This is a genomic window from Butyrivibrio sp. MB2005, assembly GCF_000424285.1.
In the GTDB taxonomy this organism is placed as follows: Bacteria; Bacillota; Clostridia; order Lachnospirales; family Lachnospiraceae; genus Butyrivibrio.
On the sequence record NZ_AUJP01000015.1, the window covers coordinates 1 to 22382 of the forward strand.

At 41.2% G+C, this 22382-nt stretch carries 20 protein-coding genes, 1 tRNA gene and 1 rRNA gene; all 22 read right to left on the bottom strand.

The genetic code is table 11. The features are described 5' to 3' along the window. Nucleotides 1-141, bottom strand: a 16S ribosomal RNA gene (locus G610_RS0108695); the annotation flags it as partial. Between the two features lie 611 nt (nucleotides 142-752). Then, nucleotides 753-840 (bottom strand) — tRNA-Ser (locus G610_RS0108700). A gap of 152 nt (nucleotides 841-992) precedes the next feature. Continuing rightward, nucleotides 993-1550, bottom strand: a complete 558-nt coding sequence (locus G610_RS0108705; protein WP_026524466.1) for a Fe-S-containing hydro-lyase — start codon at nucleotides 1548-1550, stop codon at nucleotides 993-995. Between the two features lie 31 nt (nucleotides 1551-1581). Beyond that, nucleotides 1582-2427 carry a fumarate hydratase gene (locus G610_RS0108710; RefSeq protein WP_026524467.1) on the bottom strand — a complete coding sequence of 282 codons (846 nt, stop codon included), beginning with the start codon at nucleotides 2425-2427 and terminating at the stop codon, nucleotides 1582-1584. 15 nt (nucleotides 2428-2442) lie between these two features. Further along, nucleotides 2443-2853, bottom strand: coding sequence for an HIT family protein (locus G610_RS0108715; protein ID WP_026524468.1), 411 nt, complete (start codon nucleotides 2851-2853; stop codon nucleotides 2443-2445). After that, a complete protein-coding gene (locus G610_RS0108720; RefSeq protein WP_051197877.1) occupies nucleotides 2850-3548 on the bottom strand; it encodes a rhomboid family intramembrane serine protease in 699 nt (232 codons plus the stop codon). Before G610_RS0108720 ends, G610_RS0108715 begins: the two co-directional genes overlap by 4 nt. 2 nt (nucleotides 3549-3550) lie before the next feature. Next, nucleotides 3551-4552: an SCP2 sterol-binding domain-containing protein gene (locus G610_RS0108725; RefSeq protein ID WP_026524470.1), complete on the bottom strand. Its 1002-nt coding sequence runs from the start codon at nucleotides 4550-4552 to the stop codon at nucleotides 3551-3553. 84 nt (nucleotides 4553-4636) lie between these two features. Then, entirely contained in the window at nucleotides 4637-5965 is a 1329-nt protein-coding gene (locus G610_RS0108730) for a DUF6382 domain-containing protein (RefSeq protein WP_026524471.1), read from the bottom strand. Beyond that, nucleotides 5966-6460, bottom strand: coding sequence for a pilus assembly protein (locus tag G610_RS0108735; RefSeq protein ID WP_026524472.1), 495 nt, complete (start codon nucleotides 6458-6460; stop codon nucleotides 5966-5968). Beyond that, a complete protein-coding gene (locus tag G610_RS0108740; protein ID WP_026524473.1) occupies nucleotides 6447-6911 on the bottom strand; it encodes a hypothetical protein in 465 nt (154 codons plus the stop codon). Before G610_RS0108740 ends, G610_RS0108735 begins: the two co-directional genes overlap by 14 nt. 22 nt (nucleotides 6912-6933) lie before the next feature. Continuing rightward, nucleotides 6934-7794 (bottom strand): pilus assembly protein, encoded by an 861-nt coding sequence (locus G610_RS22125; protein ID WP_155830992.1) that lies wholly within the window; start codon nucleotides 7792-7794, stop codon nucleotides 6934-6936. Between the two features lie 52 nt (nucleotides 7795-7846). Next, entirely contained in the window at nucleotides 7847-9319 is a 1473-nt protein-coding gene (locus G610_RS0108750) for a DUF5702 domain-containing protein (protein ID WP_196809827.1), read from the bottom strand. Continuing rightward, nucleotides 9264-9398, bottom strand: coding sequence for a Flp1 family type IVb pilin (locus tag G610_RS23915; RefSeq protein ID WP_242829632.1), 135 nt, complete (start codon nucleotides 9396-9398; stop codon nucleotides 9264-9266). Before G610_RS23915 ends, G610_RS0108750 begins: the two co-directional genes overlap by 56 nt. Nucleotides 9399-9561: 163 nt before the next feature. After that, nucleotides 9562-11031: an immunoglobulin-like domain-containing protein gene (locus G610_RS0108760; protein ID WP_026524475.1), complete on the bottom strand. Its 1470-nt coding sequence runs from the start codon at nucleotides 11029-11031 to the stop codon at nucleotides 9562-9564. Nucleotides 11032-11046: 15 nt separating this feature from the next. Then, nucleotides 11047-11811 (bottom strand): type II secretion system F family protein, encoded by a 765-nt coding sequence (locus G610_RS20300; protein WP_081667331.1) that lies wholly within the window; start codon nucleotides 11809-11811, stop codon nucleotides 11047-11049. Then, entirely contained in the window at nucleotides 11762-12988 is a 1227-nt protein-coding gene (locus G610_RS0108770) for a CpaF family protein (protein WP_155830993.1), read from the bottom strand. Before G610_RS0108770 ends, G610_RS20300 begins: the two co-directional genes overlap by 50 nt. After that, nucleotides 12978-13973: a hypothetical protein gene (locus tag G610_RS0108775; protein ID WP_026524477.1), complete on the bottom strand. Its 996-nt coding sequence runs from the start codon at nucleotides 13971-13973 to the stop codon at nucleotides 12978-12980. Before G610_RS0108775 ends, G610_RS0108770 begins: the two co-directional genes overlap by 11 nt. An 18-nt stretch (nucleotides 13974-13991) precedes the next feature. Continuing rightward, on the bottom strand, nucleotides 13992-14423 hold the full coding sequence (locus G610_RS0108780; protein WP_026524478.1) for an A24 family peptidase: 432 nt from the start codon (nucleotides 14421-14423) through the stop codon (nucleotides 13992-13994). Nucleotides 14424-14810: 387 nt separating this feature from the next. Next, nucleotides 14811-15287 carry a flagellar export chaperone FliS gene (locus G610_RS0108785; RefSeq protein ID WP_026524479.1) on the bottom strand — a complete coding sequence of 159 codons (477 nt, stop codon included), beginning with the start codon at nucleotides 15285-15287 and terminating at the stop codon, nucleotides 14811-14813. A 48-nt stretch (nucleotides 15288-15335) separates the two neighbouring features. Beyond that, nucleotides 15336-17036, bottom strand: a complete 1701-nt coding sequence (locus G610_RS23795; RefSeq protein WP_051197883.1) for a flagellin N-terminal helical domain-containing protein — start codon at nucleotides 17034-17036, stop codon at nucleotides 15336-15338. Nucleotides 17037-17067: 31 nt separating this feature from the next. Then, nucleotides 17068-20163 (bottom strand): DUF6240 domain-containing protein, encoded by a 3096-nt coding sequence (locus G610_RS0108795; RefSeq protein ID WP_026524480.1) that lies wholly within the window; start codon nucleotides 20161-20163, stop codon nucleotides 17068-17070. Nucleotides 20164-20263: 100 nt separating this feature from the next. Continuing rightward, on the bottom strand, nucleotides 20264-22312 hold the full coding sequence (gene glgB / locus G610_RS20310; protein ID WP_035797300.1) for a 1,4-alpha-glucan branching protein GlgB: 2049 nt from the start codon (nucleotides 22310-22312) through the stop codon (nucleotides 20264-20266). Nucleotides 22313-22382 lie beyond the last annotated feature (70 nt).

Consider the following 22382-nt stretch of genomic DNA (forward strand, 5'->3'; position numbering starts at 1 on the left):
CCCACGCGTTACTCACCCGTCCGCCACTAAGATTTAACAAGATTCCGCCGAAGCCTCATCAGCGTTAAATCTCCGTTCGACTTGCATGTGTTAGGCACGCCGCCAGCGTTCATCCTGAGCCAGGATCGAACTCTCACGTTTAAAATTTATCTAATCACTTAAAGTGACTGGATCGTTCGTCTGACCAGAACTAAAGCTTGGCTTTGTTCTGTCCGTTTTTACCTTGTTAGGTTTGTTTTGTTCTCTGAAATTTCTTTTTTGGAATTTTCAGGGTTGCATTACTATTCCATTGTCAAAGTGCTTTGTCTTGGCTTGTCAGCCGCAACTCTGATAGAATATCATGTTTGGCTTTCTCTGTCAAGAACTTTTTTAAATTATTTTTTCGTTCGCTTTTCTGTGTAGACGCTGAAGCCTTCCGGTCAGTCGTTTCTATCACTCGCAGCGAGCGAATATAAATATAACATCAGTGCCTTAGTGTGTCAATTACTTTTTTTAAATTTTTTTAAAATTTATAAAAATTTCTCAAACCCTCGTATTTACTGCGGTTTTGACGACGCTGTCATATATATTTTAGTTTTTCTTTATATTGTTGTTTTAATTGTATATGAATCTTTTAACTACTATATATAGTAGTTATTATATAGAAGATACTCATTCAATTATTAGTTGGCCTCCACTTTTACTTATCCAGGCAATCCATGAAAATAAAAAAATAGAGAGCATTGATCTCAATGCTCTCTGGAAGTATTCAACGGAGAAAGAGGGATTTGAACCCTCGCACCGCGTGAACGGTCTACACCCTTAGCAGGGGCGCCTCTTCAGCCACTTGAGTATTTCTCCATGTCTGAAAACCTCTACCAAACGGTATTTGGTTTTAATGGTCAGAGGTAAATATCTCTAACGCAAAAGTAATTATACAAAGACATTGATGCCTTGTCAACACATCTTTTAAGAAGTTGTTGAGTTGCCATGCCTGTTGTTATAGAAGATTATTACTTCTTTTCTGTATTAAACTCCTTAATTGCAGTCTCATACAGGTTGTTGCCCTCAGAATCAATAACCACTATCGCCGGGAAGTTCTCAACAGTAAGTTTTCTTATAGCTTCGGTTCCAAGGTCATCATATGCAACTACTTCAGATTGAACAATGGCTTTTGATAAAAGAGCGCCGGCGCCGCCTATGGCTGCAAGGTATACTGCGCCGTTTCTTACTATGGCATCTATTACTGCCTGGGATCTTTTACCTTTTCCTATCATGCCTTTAAGGCCCATATCCAATAAGGTAGGGGCGTATTTATCCATTCTGCTGGCTGTGGTAGGACCTGCAGATCCTATAGGGCGGCCTTCTCTCGCAGGAGATGGTCCCATGTAATAGATAACGTTGCCATCAACATCAATAGGAAGTTTTTCCCCATTATCAATGGCTTCCTTCATTCTCTTATGTGCAGCATCTCTTGCTGTGTATATTGTTCCTGTGATAAAAACCATATCTCCGCTCTTAAGCTTTGAGATGGTTTCATTATCAAAAGGCGCATTTATCTTATATTCCATCAGATAATTCCTTCCGGTATAAAAATAGTATTTATAATGTAATACTGCGGTGTCTGTTTACATGGCAGCAAATGTTCACTGCTACGGGCAGACCTGCAATGTGGGTCGCATAAGTGTTGATGTTAACTGCAAGAGCAGTTACTCTTCCTCCGAGACCGCCGGGGCCTATTCCAGTACTGTTTATTCTTGAAAGAACTTCATCTTCCATTTTAGCTACATATTCTATATCAGAATGCTGACCTACGGGTCTTGTAAGAGCTTCTTTTGCCATAAGGGCACACTTTTCAAAGGTGCCGCCTATGCCTACTCCTACAACCATGGGAGGACATGCGTTGGGACCGGCATCCTTTACTGCCTGAACGATCGCATCCTTGACACCCTCTTCACCGTCTGCGGGCTTAAGCATGAACACTCTGCTCATATTTTCACTACCAAAGCCCTTGGGCGCTATTGTGATATGGATTTTATCGCCGGGTACTATATCATAATGAATTACAGCCGGTGTATTGTCCTTTGTGTTTTCCCTGATAAGAGGATCGCTTACTACAGATTTCCTGAGAAATCCTTCCGTATATCCCTGTCTTACACCTTCATTTATGGCATCTGTAAGGTTTCCGCCTTCTATATGAACGTCCTGGCCAAGCTTAACAAAAAAGACAGCCATTCCTGTGTCCTGGCAAATCGGTATAGTATCACTGTCTGCTATTTTCAGGTTTTCCTCAAGCTGTGAAAGTATCTGCTTTCCAAGAGGGGATTCTTCCGTCTCTACAGCTTTCTTAAGAGCGTCTGTCATATCGGGCGAAAGTCTATGGTTAGCCTCTATGCAGAGTCCTTTTACAGCTTCTGTTACTTCTGATGCGTTGATTGTTCTCAAAATAGTACTCCTCTTTTTTCAGACCTTAAGGTTCTCGCAAAGAGCTTTTAATTCTTCTGCTGAAGGCTCTGTGGGCTTCCAAAGTATATGCTGTCCATCATTCTCATAACGAGGAATAAGATGAAGGTGGAAATGATTAACAGTCTGTCCTGCTGCCGCTCCGTTGTTCTGAACGAGATTAAGACCATCTGCTGAGAGCTTTTCCGTAAGTGTCTTCGCAAGCTTCTTGGCAAGCTTCATAGCTTCTGCTGCTGTATCATCAGGAAGCTCATAAAGATTGGCATAATGTTCCTTAGGCAAAATAAGGCAATGGCCCTTTGTTGCAGGTCCGTTATCCAGGATTACATTGAAATTATCATCCTCATATATTGAGTTTGTGGGGAAAACCCCATTTGCAAGTTTACAGAAAATGCAATTATCGTCCTTCATAGCCACTCCTCCATTGTGTATTCTTTTTTGAATATATTGGTTATAAAAAATGTAATGATGATTCCGCCAATGAGTCCGCCGATATGGGCGGCATTGTCGATATTCACTTCTTTAAATCCGCTGTATACCGAGAGAAAAATAATGGCGATCAGCCTACCCAGTAAATTAGAACCGGGCCTTAGATTTTTCCTTCCATATATAACGATGATCAAAACAGCACCTATAACGCCAAAAATAGCTCCGCTGGCGCCAAGTGACGGTGTAAGATCATTTCTTATGATAGAATCCGCAAGACTTACGACGTCTCCTATAAATCCCGAGAACAGGTAAACGAAAAGATAGCTGATATGTCCAAGATCGTGCTCTGCGTTTGCTCCTATAAAGAAAAGTATAAGCATATTACTGCCAAGATGCTCTATAGATGCGTGCAGGAACATGGATGTGAACAACCGGTAATACTCCCTGTTTTGGAAAAATCTGACAGGGTCAAAATCAAATCTGTCCTGGAAATCATAGCCTGCAAAGAGTCCATAAACAAAGATTATCACATTGCATAGAATGATCGCGATATTTATATAGGAAGATAAGAAAACCTGGGTCTGGCGTTTCCAAAAGGCCTGCATAGGATCCTCTTCAAGACCATACTCCCTGTTTTCTTCCTCTTCTATCAGATTTTCATCGTTGTGTTCTTTCAATATTATTTAAAATCAAATAACTGATCCATATTTCTCAGTAATTTGAAGTCTCCCTTCATTTTAAGGTTGCCCTCCATGAAGGCTCTCTGGAAGGTCATCCTGCCCTGAATGATCTGCTCAAGAACGGATGTAGTCATGGATGCATGCACATCACTGCTGGATGTATCCTCTGCCTTGCATTCAAGGTTCTGATTATCAATCTTAAGTAAAATATCTCTGTCCTTTGTCTGATCGGTCAGAGTAATATGATAAACAGCGTGAAGACCGGCAACAGGAGTAAAGCGGCCCTTAAGCTTACTTATAAAATCATCAACATGGCCTGCGGACTGTTCCTTGTCCATCTTGTCGCGGAATAAGTTACTGAGCTCCGCTATATCCTTTTTCTGTGTCTGTACATATTCATCATTGGAGACATATCTTGAAAGCTGCTCTGTCTCCTGGGGCGTAAGGTCAGTTATCTTGGTGATGGCAACACTGTTCTTAACGGCCTGATTACTTGTGGGCAGGGAATCCATCTTCTGATTCATGCTTCTGTAGATATTCTCAGCCTTTTTCTCGATGAGCTTCTGATAGCTCTCATTTCTCTCAAAGGTTGATGTATCTGCTACATAGCCGCAGATTCCGTCAAGAGGTATTCCGCCAAGCATCTCCCATGCACAGGCCAGCTCCATCATACCTTCACGCTCACCATGGGTTGTAGACATGACAATAGGAGCCATGTATAAGCCCTTAAGCTTATCCTCATCGCCGTATAACCAGCATGCATCAAGGAACTGGTGCATATATCCGCCTATTCCGAACCACTCCACAGTAGACGCCAGAATAATGCCATCTACACCTTTAAGTGTGCCCGGCAGTGCTGTTATTCCATTTTTGTGCTCAAACAGATTAAATTGTTCGACCTGAACATTGAGCTCCCCAAAAACATCCGACATCCTGGAAAGAACCCCAAGAGTAGGATCGTCGATAATTCCTCTTCCGCCATAATATATATTGATTTTCATACCATACCCCATGTACATGATTTAGAATAATCTAAATCACATTATACCACAAAGCGGATTGGTGAAATATAAGAAGCCTCATTATTATCTGAATGAAAAAGCGCACTTTCCAAAGACTATCTCATCATCAACTTCGATGGTTCTCTTTTCGTTCGGAAGGAGCTGAGTGCCGTTAATGAAGGTGCCGTTTTTGGAATTTAAGTCCTGTATCATGATCTCGTCCCCAAAGCTGAATATCTTTGCATGGATTCTCGAGACTGTCGGATCCTTTATTACCGCATCGGCGCAGGAGGAAAGCTTACCTATTACTATAGGAAGACTGCTTAATGAAATGTTCTGTATTCCACCGTCCTCGCTGTAGAGTTTGTGGGGATTCTTGGAAAAACTAAAATTTAAAAGAACAGTCTCTTCGTTTTCATCTTCTTCAGAATAAGAGAAAGATGGAACTGCTTCGGGGGCGGGCCTTCTGATTTCATCTTTAGTTTCTTCTTTTTCCTCATCCTTTTCCGCATCTTCATCATCTTCATACTCATCATCTGATGATGAGCGCTTTCTTTTCCTAATGATAGGGCCAGCAACCTTAGATGCCTTAAGTGTCTGAATAAAACAGATAAGCGACATCATGACACAGATCATGAAAACAGCTATATCAAGGAGGTTTTCTTCGTAGGTAAGAATATATGCCGCCCTGATGTACCAAAGAACGCCGCCCACTATTGCAAAAAGAGCGGCCATCAGCATGCTGACTCCAAATGGCAGCTTTATGGGGATAACCTTTGTTTTTACATCAGTTTCTTCTTCATCATCAATATCTTCATCAATGTCAGTAACTTCATCTACGAGAATATCATTATGACTGACATCCGGATTTTCCAAGTCCTCTTTTGCTCTTAAAATGTCATTTATTATAAGAGAAAAGCAGGGGCTGTCCGGCTTTACTCTGTCGCATAGTTCATAGATAAGCTCCATAGCCTTTTGATCGCCTATATCAATCATTTCAAGAAGGGATGCAAAAAAGGATACTGCATTATTATTGTCGTAGTCCGGATTATATAAGAAATGAAAGCTTCCTGTGGAAAAATCCTCAAAAATGCATTCCTCTGTGAGCATAAGGTGATTGTCATCAAGGAAAAATCTGGATATTTCCTCTGTTACTTCAACAACTGATTTAAGAAGCTTTTTTAGATTCTCGTATGAAATTCTTCGGCGAGAATACATATTTCCAAGACTTTGCTTTGAATCTATCTCATAATACATCGCTGTTTCGCCGTCGATCCTTCTAATTGTAAAGGGAACAATTCCTTTTATATTGTTGTGCTCAAGCATCTTGTACTGATAGCTTCCTGTATCATCCCCATCTATCTTAAGAACAAGATAGTTATGTAGCGCCTCTCTGTAATATTTTATTTCCATTTATGAATCCTCTCTTTTATCACTCTTATTAATGGCCTTTTTGGCTATGTCCTTTATCCGCTTATATTTCCTTAGTTTTCCGGAAGGGTCACGAAGCTTAACTGTTGCTACGGCACTTCCCCTAAAAGAAGAAGGAAGGCTCTTAAAATATCGAAATAAACCGTTTGTCTTAGTCAAAAAGCTGCCTTCAACCTTTATCTTGTCTGAGGCTTTTGATGCGCTAATATCCGGCTTGTCTGCTGCAAAGTATCTGGTCCCCAGCTTTTTCCCCGCATTATCTGTTATATATTCCGTCTCTGAAGCATAGCCCTGCTCCTTGGATAGGAGCTCTGCGCGAAATCCAAGTATGTATACGTCCTGAGATAAAATGCACCTTCCATAGAACCAGAAAGCAAGATATATGATGAAAGCCATAATGAACGTAGCTGCCGGAACTATGAAGGAAGCTTCAACAGTCATATATCCGGATAGCTCTCTTTTCTTAAATAAATGCAAAGGAGATAACCCCCATTCCGGCTGTCAGATATGGCAGAAAGGCTATTTTACTCTTTAATGTAGCCTTACCGAATATCAGTAAAAAAATACCTGCTACTGCAGAAAATGCAAATGCCACAGTGATGCCTGTTAAAACAGGCACCGGGCCAAATACAGGTCCCGCCAAAAGAACCATAAGTCCATCACCTTCTCCTATTCCAATCTTTAAAAGCTTTGATAATACAAGCATTATTGCTCCCGGCAAAAGTGACATGAAAATAAACTTAATATCACCTCCGCAAAATGCTATATCATATACACACCATGAAACTGATATTATGGCGCATGCCAGAGGATACATGATATCTATTTTCTTTTCGCGCAAATCCTGAAAAGCCGACATTAGCATTATCAGCAAAACTTCCACCCTCATTAATGTTTCAACTACTATTCTTCCTTCTATAATTTCCATAATTAACCTCTAATTTTCTGTTTCATCCGCACTCACTGCAGGCTCTTCTTCCGCCTACTTCTGAAATTGGTACTGTTCTTATGCTTCTCTTAATTCCGGGACATTTATTGTTACTGTGATATCTGTTTCCGTAATTTGTGATGTAAACCGTACTTCCAGATCTCTTGCCGCAATATTCGCAAGGGTAATACTTTGACCCGTCGCTGCTTCTTTTTTTACTTACGCTGCTCTTAGAGCAGGCCTGTACTGATACCCTCAAATGAGAACACTTCGTACTTCTGTGATAAACAGTTCCGCTTTCTGTAATGTACACGTATTCTTCTTCGGCTTCCCCTTCATCCCCGCAGCCATCATCAGGATTGTAGCCAGTAAAGCCATGTCCATAAAATCTGCTCTCCACGGTAAAATCCGAAAAGCCCGCAATTCCTAGTAATGGGTGTACCTTGTAGGACGCAACGATATCAATGATGTCACCGTCTGATCTAAGCGCTGTCTGCAGGAATGAAAGACCTCCTGCTCCGCCTCTGATACAGCTCTTATTTAAATATTCTTCTCCCAGATATGCCTTAACCTTTTTGCTTGCAAGACCGGTAGTTATCGCACCTTCTGCAAAAGCTTCTGTTTTACTTTTTTCATCCCCTGTAAGCATTTCTGAAAAAGCTGCCTGTTCCATAATCTGACTCCCCGCTTGATGAAGTGCAGCTTCCATATCACACTGGAGCCGTAAAATATCAAAGGCTCCCAGAATGTTAATAAAGAAGAATATAAAAAGTGGCAGAACAAGTGATGCCTCGACTGTTACTGAAGCAGCCGGTGATGGTCTTTTTCCAGTGAACTGCCGGAGAAGCAGGTCCTTTATTTTTTTATTTTCTTTTGATTTCACTTTAAATTTTCCATTATTTGAAAAAGACCATAACCGGCCACTCCAAATCACATCATTCCATTTCATAGCCATATATTCTGTCAACCTCAAAGCTTTCCATTCCTCTTGAAGACGCCTTAAAATCTGCTCTGAAAACATCTATGCAATTGTCTATTTTGAAATACTCATTTCCCTCAGTGTTTCTGATATTCATCTCCATAACATCCATGAGTCTCATAGTCTTTTTGTCCTCATTTTCCATAAGAACCATCATTCTGAGATAGTCCTCATATTTAAGGCCGGATCCTCCGCCATCTGTTAAGTTATCTCCAAATGAAAGCATTGCTTCCAAAGAAAGCTTCCAGCTTGCAGCTGTTTTAACCATAGGGACCCTTCCCCCTGTCAAAAGGATGTGGATGTCCGAGATGCTCTCAGCAAAGGTCCAGGCAAGGATTATTGCTGTCTTTACTACCTCGCACAGCTCCGGTGCTGCAACAACTGCTGCCGCTGTAAGAGCCAAAGCCTCTGCCTCCGCAAGCTTTGCAGAGTCTGTCATTATATATGCAAAGTTAGCCGCTTCCCTCCAAAGGAAAAGCTTATTGCACACTGCTTCAAGATTCTTATAATCGCTATCTTTTCCTGCATAGATGTACTCAAGCTCGTATTTAAGAGGCGAGTCCTCCATCTCATTTCCATAGCTGGACATCTTTTCAAAAATGTATTCGTTAAAAAGAGCTTTCTTTGATGCTCCCATGGAATATTCATCATCAAGGCCTGTCCCCTTTGACAGCGTCCTGTGAGATGCATAGAGATCTTCATTAATTGCAGCTGACGATATCTTTGACATGTCGGGAGCAGCCAGGGTCAATATTCCAAGCCCTTTCTTGGAAGCTACAGACTGTGCCGGGTTATCGATATCTATTTCTTCGTTTTCCCCGTCTCCATCACTGTCTGTTTCGTACTTCCCTGACATTGCAGAATCATTTTCATCTGCCTTTTCCTCAAAATCCGAAGAGTCGTACCCGGACTCCTTAAGGTCATCTACATTTTTACTGACACCTGATACTATTTTCCCAACTGCGTCGCCCTCCATATAGGAAAGGATCTGCCTTTTTAAAACAGCGCCATTGTTATCGCTGGCCAGGGAAAAACCTGTTACAGCGCAGTCAGTGAGTTTTGCCGACATGTAAGTCTTCCTTCCGGTGATCCCCTTGTCAGAAAGCTCGAAGTTTTTCCTAAAGTATTTAGAAAGGTGCTCTTCCACATTTCTTACAGAGCCTTGCTTTTTCCCAAAGGAATCATCCAAAAGAAGAAGACCGTATCTGTCAAAAAGCTCTCTGTTATATTCTCCGAGAACAGAATTCATTGCTATGTCCGTAACCAGCTCTGTTTTCATTTTCACTGCACCTATTCGCGCCCCGGAAAGGAGCGCCAGAATAAGTGAAAGTATCACCGTCATTGAGAGGGATAAGTAAACCGTAAGATATCCGTCAACCTGTGACCTTTGCTGCATCTGTGTTGATTGTTTTAAAGATTTCTTCAACAAGACCATCTATCTCCTTTTTGAATACGATAACAAGGCCAATCAAAACCACTATGATAAGTATGACTTCAACGGTGCCCATTCCTCTCTCATCAAGCAAAAACTCCTTTGCCTTAAATGCCAGGTAATTACCTGCATCTCTTGCTGTTTCGATTACTCCTTTGAATCTTTCCTTTAATTTGTTCATTTTTTCCTCCTAAAATTTGGTTAATAAAATATATTTAGTAACACCTGCGTGATTACTATCAGAATGATAAATATGCAGGAACCATGATCACTATCATTACGATTAGAAGCATCATGATCATTGGTAAAAGAAGCTTTGTTCCCGCTTCCTCGCCAAGCTTTCTGGCATAGCTCATTCGTTCCTTTACCGCTTTGTCTGCTTCTTCTCTAAGTAGATATGAAAGCTCACTGTTTCCCTTTTTAAGATTTTGTGACAAAAGTGTCACAAGTCTTGTATACTGCTGTGCGCCGCATCTTATTCCGAGTCTCTCGTATACGGAAAGCTCCGATACTCCGCTTTGAAGCTCATTGGACGCTTTGCGGATTTCCTCATATAAAAAGCTTTTGGAAGAACCGCTCTCTAAGTCTTTTTTATATTCCTCGGAAAACAGCTCAAAGATCGCTCTTACTGACATGCCGGCTCCCATGTAAAGAACCAGTCTTGAAATAAACTGCGGATAATCAAGAATCAGTTTCTTTCTTCTGTTTTCCACCTCTTTATCCAGTTCCTTATCCTGAAATACAAAGATAAGTACCGCTGATATGATGACTAACAGCAGAATAAGAAGGCTGTTATCATCTATGCTTTCTGAAAAGATTATTCTTTTCCCAAAAACTTCTTCGGGAAGCTTAAAGCTTGCATCTTCCCTTGTGCTTTCTTCTGCCTTAGTGAGCTCATTTTGAATTTCCTTTTGTAAAAAGGCTGCTCCTGTAAGCTCCTTTTCATAGACGTTTGCAAAAAACTCATGCTCCCATTTATAGTCCAAATAGGATATTTCCGCCGTTAGAATTACCAAGGCGCCTTTATCCGTAAGCCCTTCTCCGTCAACTTTTCCATCTGAGTGAATGACATCAATGTCGTCAGTTTTCCAGCTTATTTCAAAGGGATAGCCGGAAACCTTTGTCACCAGATTAAGGTCCTTTTCCACATGACTAAGATCCTCATTTTCGCCAAGGATTATCGCAGGCAGTTCCTTAAGCATCTTTGCAAGCAGCTCTTCTGCCTGCTTTTTTGTATAGGCTCTTTCTTTTACAAGAAGATCAAAATCTCCATACTGCTCCCCGCCTTCCCCTGCTGCCGTCAAAGTCCTTGTCATTTCCCGCTTGTCATAATCATTTCTAATGAGAAATCCGTTTTCATCGAAGGCATCACTGCGTCTTGACTGAAAATAGCAAAGGGCTGCTATGATAGAACCTGCCGTAATAAGCATCAGTGCCATACTGATTTTTTTGATATAGTATTTAGCCTGCTCTTTTTCCACATCTGTCTTGGAGTTAAGAGCTTTTAATCCTCGCTCCACATTCTTTCTTGAAGGCGATCTGTAAAAGGATTTGCTTTTCTTTAAAAATCTTCTGTATAGGAATGCTGCTATTTTGTTAAAAAAGGTACTTACTCCATCCGCAGGTAAGCCTGTAGGGAGCTTTTCCTCAGCGGATAATATATACAAAAGGCCCATATACGCCGGAATCATCAGATATAAAACTATCAATGCAAAACCTCCTGCCTAAATCTCTATTGTGACTATCTTCTCTATCATCAGATAAGCTGCGATGTAGATAAGAAGGCACACCGTCATAATGAATACGCCAAGAACATTCCCATAAAGGACATCAAAAAAGCCGGGGTTGGTAAGGCCCACGTAAGCCATGATTCCAAAGGGAACCATCTCCATGATCTGGGCTTCCATTCTTTTTGCAGATATCAGTACATCGATCTCGTTTTCAACTTCCATGCGCTTTCCGATGACATCGACGCATCTTTCTATTGTCTCTGTCATGTTTCCGCCGCTCCTTTTTGCCACTGCAAACACACCTGCAAATTCCGTAATGTCCCTGTTACCTGATTTTCTTCCAAGCTTTCTTATCATCTTTTCTACTGAGACATTGTTGTTTATGCCCTGATGAATTATTTCCAATTCTTTGCATATAGGCGCATGTTTTCCATATAAAAGCTCCATGTCATGCTTTGCCTCGTGGAAAGAATTCTCTACGGAATATCCCGCCTTTTGGGCAGTAGAAACAGCCATCATGGCATCCTTAAACTGAATACCAAGATCGTGATTGTCTTTTCTTTCCTTTTTCTTTTTTTCATGGAAAAACCAGGGAACTGAAAGTGGCAATATGAAAAGTGAGATTATAAAGGACCCGTAAAAGAGCCTTCCTGCCAGGAGAAGTATAAGTACATTTCTTAAAAGGATAGGTATGTCGGATGGCACATATCTATATTGCAAGGCCTGCCGACAGTAGCTTTTCAGTGTTTGTAAGATCATTTTCTTTTCTCCACTCCCCTATTATTTTGTTATTTTCATCTACTCCAACCTCCGTAAACTTATACAGCGTTTGCATTACAATATCCCCGGTTCTCTCGTCCAGCTTCCCCGTAAGTTCGCATATTTCAAGCACCTTCCTTGTTTTGTCTCGAAGTCTTCCAAGCTGCACGATTATATCTATGCCGGAGGCAATCTGTCCCCTTATGGCATTAAGAGGTATGTCCATTCCCATAAGAACCATGGTTTCAAGTCGCGATAGCATATCGGATGCGCTGTTTGCGTGGCCCGTGGACATGGAGATGTGGCCTGTATTCATAGCTTGAAGCATGTCAACACACTCCTCGCCGCGAACCTCCCCCACAATGATTCTTGTGGGTCTCATTCGAAGAGATGACTTTATCAGATCTCTTATGGTTATCTCTTTGCAGCCCTCCACATTGGCATTTCTGGTTTCAAGGCGCACAAGATTAGGGACATGCAAAATCTGTAGTTCTGCGTTGTCCTCAATTGTGATAACTCTGTCATCACTTGGTATACTGTCTGATAAAGCATTTAGGAATGTGGTCTTACCGGAACCGGTGCCACCTGCGATAAAAATATTGTAACCTGCTGCCACTAGAGTACTTAAGAAAGTTGCCAGCTCTTTTGGTATCGAGCCTATCTCTATAAGCTTATCCATGGTTATGGGATTATCCGGGAATCTTCTGATTGTAAGTATCGGGCCGTTTAGTGCGACTGGTCCAAGTACAATATTCACTCTGGATCCGTTTTCCAGCCTGGCGTCCGCTATGGGACTGGCTTCATTCACCACCCTGTTGCATTTACTTACAATCTGCTGGATTACGTCTTCTAGCTTTTCCTTTGATTCAAACTTAAGGTCATACCTTGATAATCTTCCATCCTTCTCCACAAAAATATTATCTGTTCCGTTTACCATTATTTCTGTTACGGAAGGGTCATCCACGAGGATTTGCAGCACATCAAGCTTTCTTATTGAATAAAAAAGCTCTTTCCGGAGCCTTAGCTTTTCATCCATGGATATTCCCTTTGATCTGCATAGCTTCAGGATATTTCTGTCTATCCTCTCAAGCATCTCATCATCATCAACATCTCTGGAAAAATCCATCTCTGAAAGAATGCTATCCTGTATACACTTTTTTAATTCTTCATGTTCCATCAGATCCTCTTCCTCCGCGGCTTTCTCTGATATTCCTGTATAAGCTTATTCTGCCCTCTGAAACATCTTCATAAATGATCTTCTCTTCATTCATATCTTCATGCTCAGACAATTCCATTCTAAATTTCCTTATCCTTTCTCTGGCTTCTGCATCCTTTGCTCCAAGAACCACAATTTTGTCGCTGGTCTTAAGAACATCCATAAGTCCCGATATGCTCTCAGAAAAATCAAGAACAATATAGTCATAGCCCGCTGTTTTCCTAATAAGCTCTATAAGCTTTATATATTCCTTCCCGCAAAAATCTCTGACTGCACTGTTGTTGCAAGGCAGGTAACAAAGCTTTTTATATCTTTTTCTAATCCTTTCAAGATATATAGATAACCTTTCTTCGTCGCACTGTGCATAATACATAAGATCACAGATATTCTCGCAGGGCTCTTCGCTTCTAATCTCAGGAAGGCTGCAAAGTGAATCATTGCAGATAAAAAGGACATTCTCATGTTCTGAGAGCTTACAGGCAAGATCAAATGCTGCCCTTGACTGATCTATACTTCTAACCGGCGTATAAAAGGCTATAAGCTTAACATGCGTTGTAGCTGTAACAGCCATTCCACCAGGCAAAAGCTCAGGCATTTCAAGGCACATGGAAAGGATGCTGTCTGCAACCTTCTCGCTACTTTGATATTTACTGGTATGTCTTATATTTACATCTTCTGGCTTTCCAAAATCCGTATCGCTCTCAGAAAGCACTGCGTCCCTCTCATCAAGAACCAGGATGTTTTTATATCCATCAACAGCGTTTTTATTAAAGAGTTTTTCTGAAATAACAAGCAGCGTCTCCTTTTTATAGGAAAAATCCTTAAGTTGTTCGCTTCCCGTAAAACTGAATATCTCAAAGGGAATACTGAGTGATCCTCTTAAGAAACTATCCATTCTTTTGCAATATCTTTTATCGGGATCGCAGATAACAAGTATATTCTTCATAAGTCTCCTCCAAAAATGTCAAAGGCTCGTTTTCGTAATAAGTAAAACACTTATAAGTACAGGAACCGCAAAATTTATGGTTTGATATGGTTTTTTATTTTTAATAATTTTCAGGATTCCCATAAATGCAGCAATTACAAAAGAAACCACAACTGCCGCGATAAGCTCATTCTTATTTAAAAACATTGCCGTAACAGCAAACAGCTTTATATCTCCGCCTCCAAGTCCGCCTAAGGCATAGACCGGAATAAGACAAAGTAGCGTGATGGATGCACGTAGGAGTTTCATATAGAATGGATCCTGCCCTTCTCCAAAAAAAGACAAAGCAAGTCCCATACAGATTCCTGCAAGCAGCCAACGGTTCAAAATTTTGTGTCTGTAAATATCCGTCAAAGCTGATCCTGACAGCAGACAGTACAAAACCGGTAATTCCATATTTAATCCTTTCATTTACTGAAAACTTCCCGAATGGGTGTAGGGAATTAAGAATTGTGATCATCAGACATCCGTGAAAAATTCGGCTTTGCGAATGCTTATGGGGAACAGGGGGATAAGACTCGATATGGAGCAGAAGGTGCTTGGCGAGTGCCAGCCGATCATTTTCACTTTGCTGATGTCGTTCAACGAAAGCGATAATATCAGCCGGAGAATTTTATGTCAAACCCGGTTTCCAATGGCTAAAAACAAATATTAAGATTTTATGAAGGCACCTCTTTTTACAAGAAAATAAGCCGAACATAACACCCTCCTGGGAATTATATCCGGCCTTAGCTTTAGGTCATTCTATCTGATGAATTTTCATTATTAAGTTTTTGTGAATTTGTACCTGAAAAAAGATTACGCCATAAAGCCTCTGGATGAAACGTTGCCCATTACGCTCTCGCTAAGGGTTCCTCGTCCATAGGTAAGTCCTGCATATACCTTAGGAACATTTGTCATAACCGCGCTTTCTTCATCCTTCTTTTCAAGCTCTGCGTATGCTGCCCGCAGACTTTCAAAGGTCTTTATTACATGAGAGAGCTTATCTTCATCCATTTTTACAGTACATAATATAAGTGCTCTTTTCTCAAAAAGGTAAAGCTCAAATAATACTCTGCCAAGCTCATAGCCTATGTTTAGAGAATGAATAAGCTCGTCTATGCAGCCCATGGCACGGTACATGGATTCCGTGTACATATTGGTATCATCTTCTTCATAGGCCTTTGTTGCATCATCTATGTAATCTAGTACCATCTCATACAAAATGGTAATCATCTGGGTTTTATTTGCCATGGTGATGCGTCTTGTGTAGGCCTGGATCTTTTCACGTGTCATAAAGGTACCTCCTGACTGGTGCTGACTTCAAAGTAAACATGGAAGCTTTTACTGCAGGAGCTGAAGCACCTGTGAAGGTCTCTCATTTGCCTGAGCAAGCATTGTGGTTCCTGCCTGTGAAAGAACCTGCTGTGTTGAATATACTGTCATTTCTTCAGCCATATCCACATCCATTATTCTGGAATATGCGGCTGTCATGTTTTCGCTAGTTACGTCAATGTTGCTGACTGTGTGCTCAAGTCTGTTCTGATAAGCACCAAGTCTGCTTCGAATATCGGATACTTTCTGTATAGCATTTTTGATATCCTCGATAGCCTGGTCTGCACCGGTATGAGGAGCCACCTTATAGCGTTTATCAGCATAGGCTTTTATTTCATCAAGCTTCTCATTATAGGCTGCCATGGGAGCTGCCCTGAGCTCATCATAATATGCCATGGTATCTGCTATCTGGTTATCTCTTGCCTCATTAACTCCGTCTATAAGTGAAGCAACTATCGGATTCATGGGAGTATCAGTTGCTCCGGGAAGAGTCATATAAGTGGCAATCGTGTCATCTGCATCCTTATTTATCTGTCTTACCTTCTGCTCCTGTGCCATATCATAGGTATATGTCTGCTCGCGATATTCTTTTTTGGCTTCTATTATGGCTCTGGCATCTTCTATGTTAAAGAAGTAGTAATCAATATCATTCTTTTCGCCTTTACCCTCATCGATGCGCTCTTTATCGATGTCATAGTAGGTCATGTCGATGATTTCATTTTTTTCTGTAAAGGACAGAATGTTGTTGGATACATTATTTACATAATCTACGAAATCAAGAAGATCATTTTTATAGGTACGGCTTACATCTGTGTATTGAATTCCAAGGTTTGACAATGTGATCTTGGGCACTCTGATATCAAGGGTCTGTCCTTCGTTTGCTCCAACCTGCATGGTCATGGCGCCTTTTCCTGTAAGCTCAAAATCAATCCTCTCACCAACAAGTTTTCTGTTTACCTTAACCTCGATCTCTCGTCCATCTCTGGTTGCAACCTTGATAAGATCTCCGTCAACTGTGACATCAGCGTCAGACATGTATGTGATGGTCTCTGTTCCGCCCTGAGAGGTAATAACTCTTGAAACGTCCACCTTAAGAGAATCTACATAATGGGGATATTTAACATTATCAATTTCTTCTACTTCGAAAAGTCTTACTTTTCCTGTTGCCTCATCATATTCTGCATTTATGCCTTCAAAGTAGTAGTTTCCACCGTCCACAAAATCACTGTAGCTGTTTACTGTTATTGCAGGATCGGTTCTGTTATTTACAGTAGCATAGCCCTTAAGATCAAAGGAACCATCAAGGAGGCTCTGTCCGTTAAACTGCGTAGCCTCTGAAATTCTGGTGATTTCATCCTTTAACTGACCTATCTCATCCTGTATGATTTCAAGATCGCTTTCACTGTTTGTGCCGTTTGCAGCCTGAATAGACAGCTCGTTCATTCTCTGAAGGATGTCATGAACCTCGGACAATGTGCCGTCTGCTGTCTGTATTACAGATATACCGTCGCCGGAATTGCCGCCTGCAACAGATAAACCTTTTATCTGCGCATTCATTCTTCTGGAAATAGCTAGCCCTGAAGGGTTATCCTTGGCATTTGCGATCTTAAGACCACTTGAAAGTCTCTCAATCGATGCTGCCAGCTTGTTATCATTTGAAACAAGTGCGTTGTTTGCGATCATTGCGGAAATGTTGTAGTTAACTTGCATGTGATGGACCTCCTACTGCATGCGTCATACATTAAAGTGCATGAACAAATATCGCCGCCATCCTTAGCAACTGTCTGTTATCGGAAAGTCCATTTTCCGCACCTTGTACCACGCTACCTGCTTCGCTTCTGTGATACATAATGTTTATGTTACTTTCTGTTACAGCAAGTCCACTATCAAGTAGATCTGCTTCTTTTATAAACCTATCTCTTACCTCTTCCATATATTCACTGACATCAGGTGCCTGGGTAAGAGAAGATGCAAATGCGCCTCTAAGCTGCCCGTTTTCTATGGTTGCTGCAAATGAGATTCTTCCATAGAAGCTGCTCTCAACACTGGCTTCCATTTTGGAGCCTTCGTTATCACTGTCCTTTAGAGTTACGTGCATGGATACCGTTCTTCCATCCACTTCTACTGGAACTTCAAAGCTTCCTCTGTCAGCCATCTTAACAGCTACGTAAATCTGCTTTTGCATTAGCTGTATTGCTTTAACATCAATAAATGATTGGGTCTGAGTCTCTTCTATCAGCATATCGTCGAGGCTTTGTGACAATTCTTCAAGGTGTTCTTCATAGGCTTCCTTGAATTCTATGCCGCCTGCAAGCTCATCGAGAATCTCCGCTTCCTTTTCCTTAAACGAAAGATTGGAAAGCTTTTCTGCCTGATTAAACAGCCCGTTCCTGCCTCGTCTTCCGGCCCTTAGATTAATAAGTGCTTCTAAGTTAGAAACATTTACTTCTATTTCATTTCTTATAAGCTCTTCTGCCACATCGGTGTCATCTGCCACATCTATGATGTTCCTGATCCTTCTTGTTTCCTCAGAATAATATGCTTTTTCTGCTTCTTGTGACAGAGCACTCTCCTGCATTGCAGATAATTTATCAGCCAGCTTATCAAGTAGAGTATCTTCTTTTGGCTTAAGCCTGTTCAGTTTCTCGGGATCGAGATTCTGATATACAATATCGGCCTTTTCGCTGTAATACTTAAATGCTGCTTCTATCTGGTTGTCTATTGATTTTGTAATCCTCTCTCCTGCATCTGCGCCTGCAAAGCTTTCATCAACCTTATAATCAAGACCTCTTTTTTCTGTCTTTAAGGTTCTTGTGGCACTAAGGAGATTTTCAAGAGTCATGGGCGCTCTTGTTTCAAGAACGGCACCAATTGCTGCATTGTCTGTCTTTTTAAGTGTATGGAAAAGTCTGTAAATACCAATGTAGCTTTCTCTCTCTTCAGGTGATATTTCGGCATTTTTCTCGAGTTTATAAAGGAATTTTGCATACTTTTCTTCTCTCCCTGATCTGTCTTTGTCCCCATCAGATAAGTTATTTGATAACTCATCTAACGTCATGTTTAAAGGATTTTTGCCTTCTCTTATAAGGTTCAAAACTGCCTGGGGCTTAAGCTTATCTATTGTATTCATAAGCTTTTCATCCACAGCTCTTACCTTCTCGATATTCTCAGGTGATATCTCCATGCGGTTGTATCCAAGAATTCTTACAACGCGCCTGTTTTCATCATTAATGTCTTCCTTAAGATCTCTTAGAATATCATCAACATTCCTGAAGGCTTTCTTAATGTTATCTCCAAGATCTGATCTAACCTGTGTTCCTACTGCTTCATAAGTTGCGCCGGCCTTTTCATATCTGAGCTTTAGCTTGTAACCTGACTCGATAATACTGTCAAGGCTGTCATTTTTTTCGGGATCTATTCTTCCAACAAGGGCTACAGGATAGGATCTGAATTCACTTATCTTTTCCTGCGTGCTATCAAAAAGTCTAAGCTTCTCTGCGCATTCTTTTCCTGTGATATCAGGAGTGCTGCCAAAAAGACTTTTACCTATTTCTTCTATTTCATTATTGAGGTTTGTTATGAGCTCCTCCATGGGAGCTGTATCTATAGAAAAACCTTTATCGATGAGACGAAGATTTGCTGTAACTGACATTGAAAGCCTTACTTCCTCAAGCTGCTTTCTTGCTGTAAGAAAATTAACATCATGATTTTTTTCAGGCCCACTAACCTCAGTTTGCTGCCCCTTTTCTTCATGGACATCAAAGAGGGTCTTGAGATTTATCTTTTCGCCTCTCTTTACTGCTTCTTCTAAATCGGCGTCTGTAATTAGCCTTGTCTTTTTATTTATTGCTACTGCTTTTTCGAAATGATTTTCCTCGCCTGAAACAGCACCTGCTGCCGCTGTATTCTTGTTGGCTATGGACTTGACAGCACTGTCAACTATAGCTTCTTCGCTCATAGGAAGCTTTATGCCTTTTAACTCATCTGCTTTTTTAAGATTATCTGTTGTAAGCGGTATGGACTGCTCAACCATCCACTTTGCAAGGTTTTCATTTTCTTTTGTGGGCTCAAGTCCGGCCTCATCGATAATTCTAAGGGCCTGATCTCTTAATGAATCCCATTCAATTTTGTCTGCCTTCTGGGCATAATATCCGCCTGTTTCAAGAGCGATAAAGCCGCGGCTCTTTGCACTTTGGCCGTTTGTGGCATGCTCAGCCATGTAAATGTTATCCATGGTCGCATCAAGATTATTTGTAACCATGAATTTTACAGAGCCCTCTGACAAGCTGTCTATTTCAGACATTTGCCTTACAGTCTCTGCCACTTCCTTAACATTTTCTTTTGTAAGCGGGATATCATTTTCATGAAAAGATGATGCTATCTGATTGGCAAGACCCTCACTTCCTGTTATCTTTTTTAGCTCACTTTCTGAAAGATCATCTGTATAGCCGATAATCTCTTCACCTGACTGGGCAAGAACCGCCTTTATCTTATCAATAATAGTTACGGTTTCATCGGAAGAAGTCCTTGAAAGATCAAAGCCCTCCTCTGCTGCCTTGGCATAGTCCTCAGGAGATAAGGTGTTTGCTATTACTGACATATAATTGTGGCGAACGGACATTTCTGTGTTTTGCGCCTGTGCCATAATATCATTTTTGGTCTTTGCGCCTTCGCCATAAGCGTTATTACTAAACAGACTACTGCCAAGATCAACCACGGCGGCACTCTGTGTTTTATTTACCTTCTGATTGTTAAACTGAAAGCCTGCTTCCATGCTGACTGTAGCTTTTTCAAAATCGGATTCCGTTCCGGACAATGCATTTATACTTATGTTCATATATCCTCCGAATGCAGGTCCATAAAAAAGTAAAAAGGTGACGGACATAATCCATCACCTTTTATTTCGGAATAATTATTTAATTTCTAAAGAACCGTTATTACTTCTTTTTGGTAATAGTCTTTGCTGCCGGCTTTTTAGCTGCTGTTTTCTTAGCAGGAGCCTTCTTTACAGGCTTTTCTTCCTTTTTCTCTTCAACCTTAGCTTCCTTTTTTACTTCTTTTTTGGGTTCAGGCTTAGCATCAGGATTCTGGAAAACGAAAAGCTCTGCGCCATAAGGCGGAAGTGTCATTGTAATACTGTAATCCTTGTAATCGCAAAGACCGGGCTCTGCCTTGATCTTATCAGGAATACCGCTTCCACAACCTGCATATTTCTTATCAGCGCTGTCCAAAATGTGCTTGTATATGCCTTCGAAGGGAACGCCTACCTTGTAATTCTGAATCTCCATGGGAGTAAAGTTGATTACAAACAAAACGTTATCCCTGCCGTTGCTGGCTCTTCTGTAAAAGCTGAATACGCTGTGATCTGAATCGTCAGCATTTATCCATTCAAATCCGCCCCAGTCATTATCAACCTCATAAAGAGCAGGATATTTTCTGTAAATCTCAAGAAGGTCTCTTACAAAATCCTTCATTCCACGGTTTAAGTCCTCTGCAAGAAGGAACCAGTCAAGCTCTCTCTTCTCGCTCCACTCGCGTTCCTGACCAAAGTCCTGTCCCATGAAAAGGAGCTTCTTGCCGCTATGACCAAACATATATGCATATCCGGCACGGAGGTTAGCGTATTTATCAACCTTATATCCGGGCATCTTCTCAAGCATTGAGCACTTAAGATGTACAACCTCATCATGTGAAAGAGGCAGGATATAATTCTCAGCATTATTGTAGCTCATGGCAAAGGTCATCATGTGATGAGCGCCTTTTCTGAAATAGGGATCAAGCTTCATGTATTCACAGAAATCATGCATCCATCCCATGTTCCACTTAAAGGTGAAGTTAAGACCATCCTCCTCAACAGGAGCTGTGATCTTAGGCCATGCTGTGGACTCCTCAGCGATCATCATAACCTGAGGATAGGTTCCTCTGATTACGCTGTTAAGATGCTTGAAAAACTCGATAGCTTCGTAATTCTTATTGCCGCCGTCCTTGTTGGGAACCCACTGTCCATCTCTCTTACCATAATCAAGATAAAGCATGGAAGCAACGGCATCTACTCTAAGGCCGTCAATGTGGAACTCCTTAATCCAGAAAAGTGCATTGGCAATAAGGAAATTCTTAACCTCATGTTTGCCAAGGTTGAATATCTTGGTACCCCAGTCGGGATGCTCACCTTTTCTCGGATCCGGATCTTCATAGATGCAGGTTCCGTCAAAGCAGCCAAGACCGAACTCATCGGGGCAGAAGTGTGCCGGTACCCAGTCAAGGATTACGCCGATGTTGTTTTTGTGAAGCAGATTAACAAGATACATGAAATCCGTAGGCTCACCGTAGCGTGCTGTAGGTGCATAGTACCCCGTTACCTGATATCCCCATGATCCGTCAAAAGGATGCTCGGCGATTCCGATAAGCTCAATATGTGTATATTTCATCTCCTTGAGATATTCGACGATTCTGTCGGCGAACTGCCTATAGTTATAGAAGCCGTCTTCTGTACCGTCAGGATGCTTCATCCATGAACCGATGTGACATTCATAGATTGCAACAGGTTCTCTATTAATATCCTTGCCCTTAATGGAGTCAAACCATTTCTCATCACTCCATTTAAACTTGGAAAGATCTGTTGTTCTTGAAGCATTGCCCGGGCGAAGCTCGGCATAGTTTGCATATGGATCAGCTTTGTACAGCTTCCTTCCATCCGGTGTGTAAATGAGATATTTGTAAAGCTCACCTGTTCCTACACCCGGAATAAATAACTGATAAATGCCCATATTTCCAATGCGCTGCATAGGATACATATCCTCATCCCATCCATTGAATGATCCGATAACATGGACAGCTGCTGCATTGGGAGCCCAAACAGCAAAGAACATTCCTTTGACCCCGTTCTCTTCAGAAACATGTGCACCAAGCTTTTTATAAATATCGTAATGTGTTCCCTGACCGAAAAGATATTCATCTGCTTCGGAGATAAAAACTGTCTGACCCATATATAATTTCCCCTTGATAAGTTTATTTGTTTTACATTATAGCACAAATTAAGGGCAGACCACATTAATG

Bases quoted from the DNA above. Each gene is read 5' to 3' on its own strand.
- G610_RS0108705 (WP_026524466.1), bottom strand. From the start codon at position 1,550: ATGGAATATAAGATAAATGCGCCTTTTGATAATGAAACCATCTCAAAG.
- G610_RS0108715 (WP_026524468.1), bottom strand. From the start codon at position 2,853: ATGAAGGACGATAATTGCATTTTCTGTAAACTTGCAAATGGGGTTTTC.
- G610_RS0108725 (WP_026524470.1), bottom strand. From the start codon at position 4,552: ATGAAAATCAATATATATTATGGCGGAAGAGGAATTATCGACGATCCT.
- G610_RS0108730 (WP_026524471.1), bottom strand. From the start codon at position 5,965: ATGGAAATAAAATATTACAGAGAGGCGCTACATAACTATCTTGTTCTT.
- G610_RS0108740 (WP_026524473.1), bottom strand. From the start codon at position 6,911: ATGGAAATTATAGAAGGAAGAATAGTAGTTGAAACATTAATGAGGGTG.
- G610_RS23915 (WP_242829632.1), bottom strand. From the start codon at position 9,398: ATGGGCACCGTTGAAGTCATACTTATCATAGTGGTTTTGATTGGCCTT.
- G610_RS20300 (WP_081667331.1), bottom strand. From the start codon at position 11,811: ATGATCTTACAAACACTGAAAAGCTACTGTCGGCAGGCCTTGCAATAT.
- G610_RS0108770 (WP_155830993.1), bottom strand. From the start codon at position 12,988: ATGGAACATGAAGAATTAAAAAAGTGTATACAGGATAGCATTCTTTCA.
- G610_RS0108775 (WP_026524477.1), bottom strand. From the start codon at position 13,973: ATGAAGAATATACTTGTTATCTGCGATCCCGATAAAAGATATTGCAAA.
- G610_RS0108780 (WP_026524478.1), bottom strand. From the start codon at position 14,423: ATGAAAGGATTAAATATGGAATTACCGGTTTTGTACTGTCTGCTGTCA.
- G610_RS0108785 (WP_026524479.1), bottom strand. From the start codon at position 15,287: ATGACACGTGAAAAGATCCAGGCCTACACAAGACGCATCACCATGGCA.
- G610_RS23795 (WP_051197883.1), bottom strand. From the start codon at position 17,036: ATGCAAGTTAACTACAACATTTCCGCAATGATCGCAAACAACGCACTT.
- G610_RS0108795 (WP_026524480.1), bottom strand. From the start codon at position 20,163: ATGAACATAAGTATAAATGCATTGTCCGGAACGGAATCCGATTTTGAA.
- glgB (WP_035797300.1), bottom strand. From the start codon at position 22,312: ATGGGTCAGACAGTTTTTATCTCCGAAGCAGATGAATATCTTTTCGGT.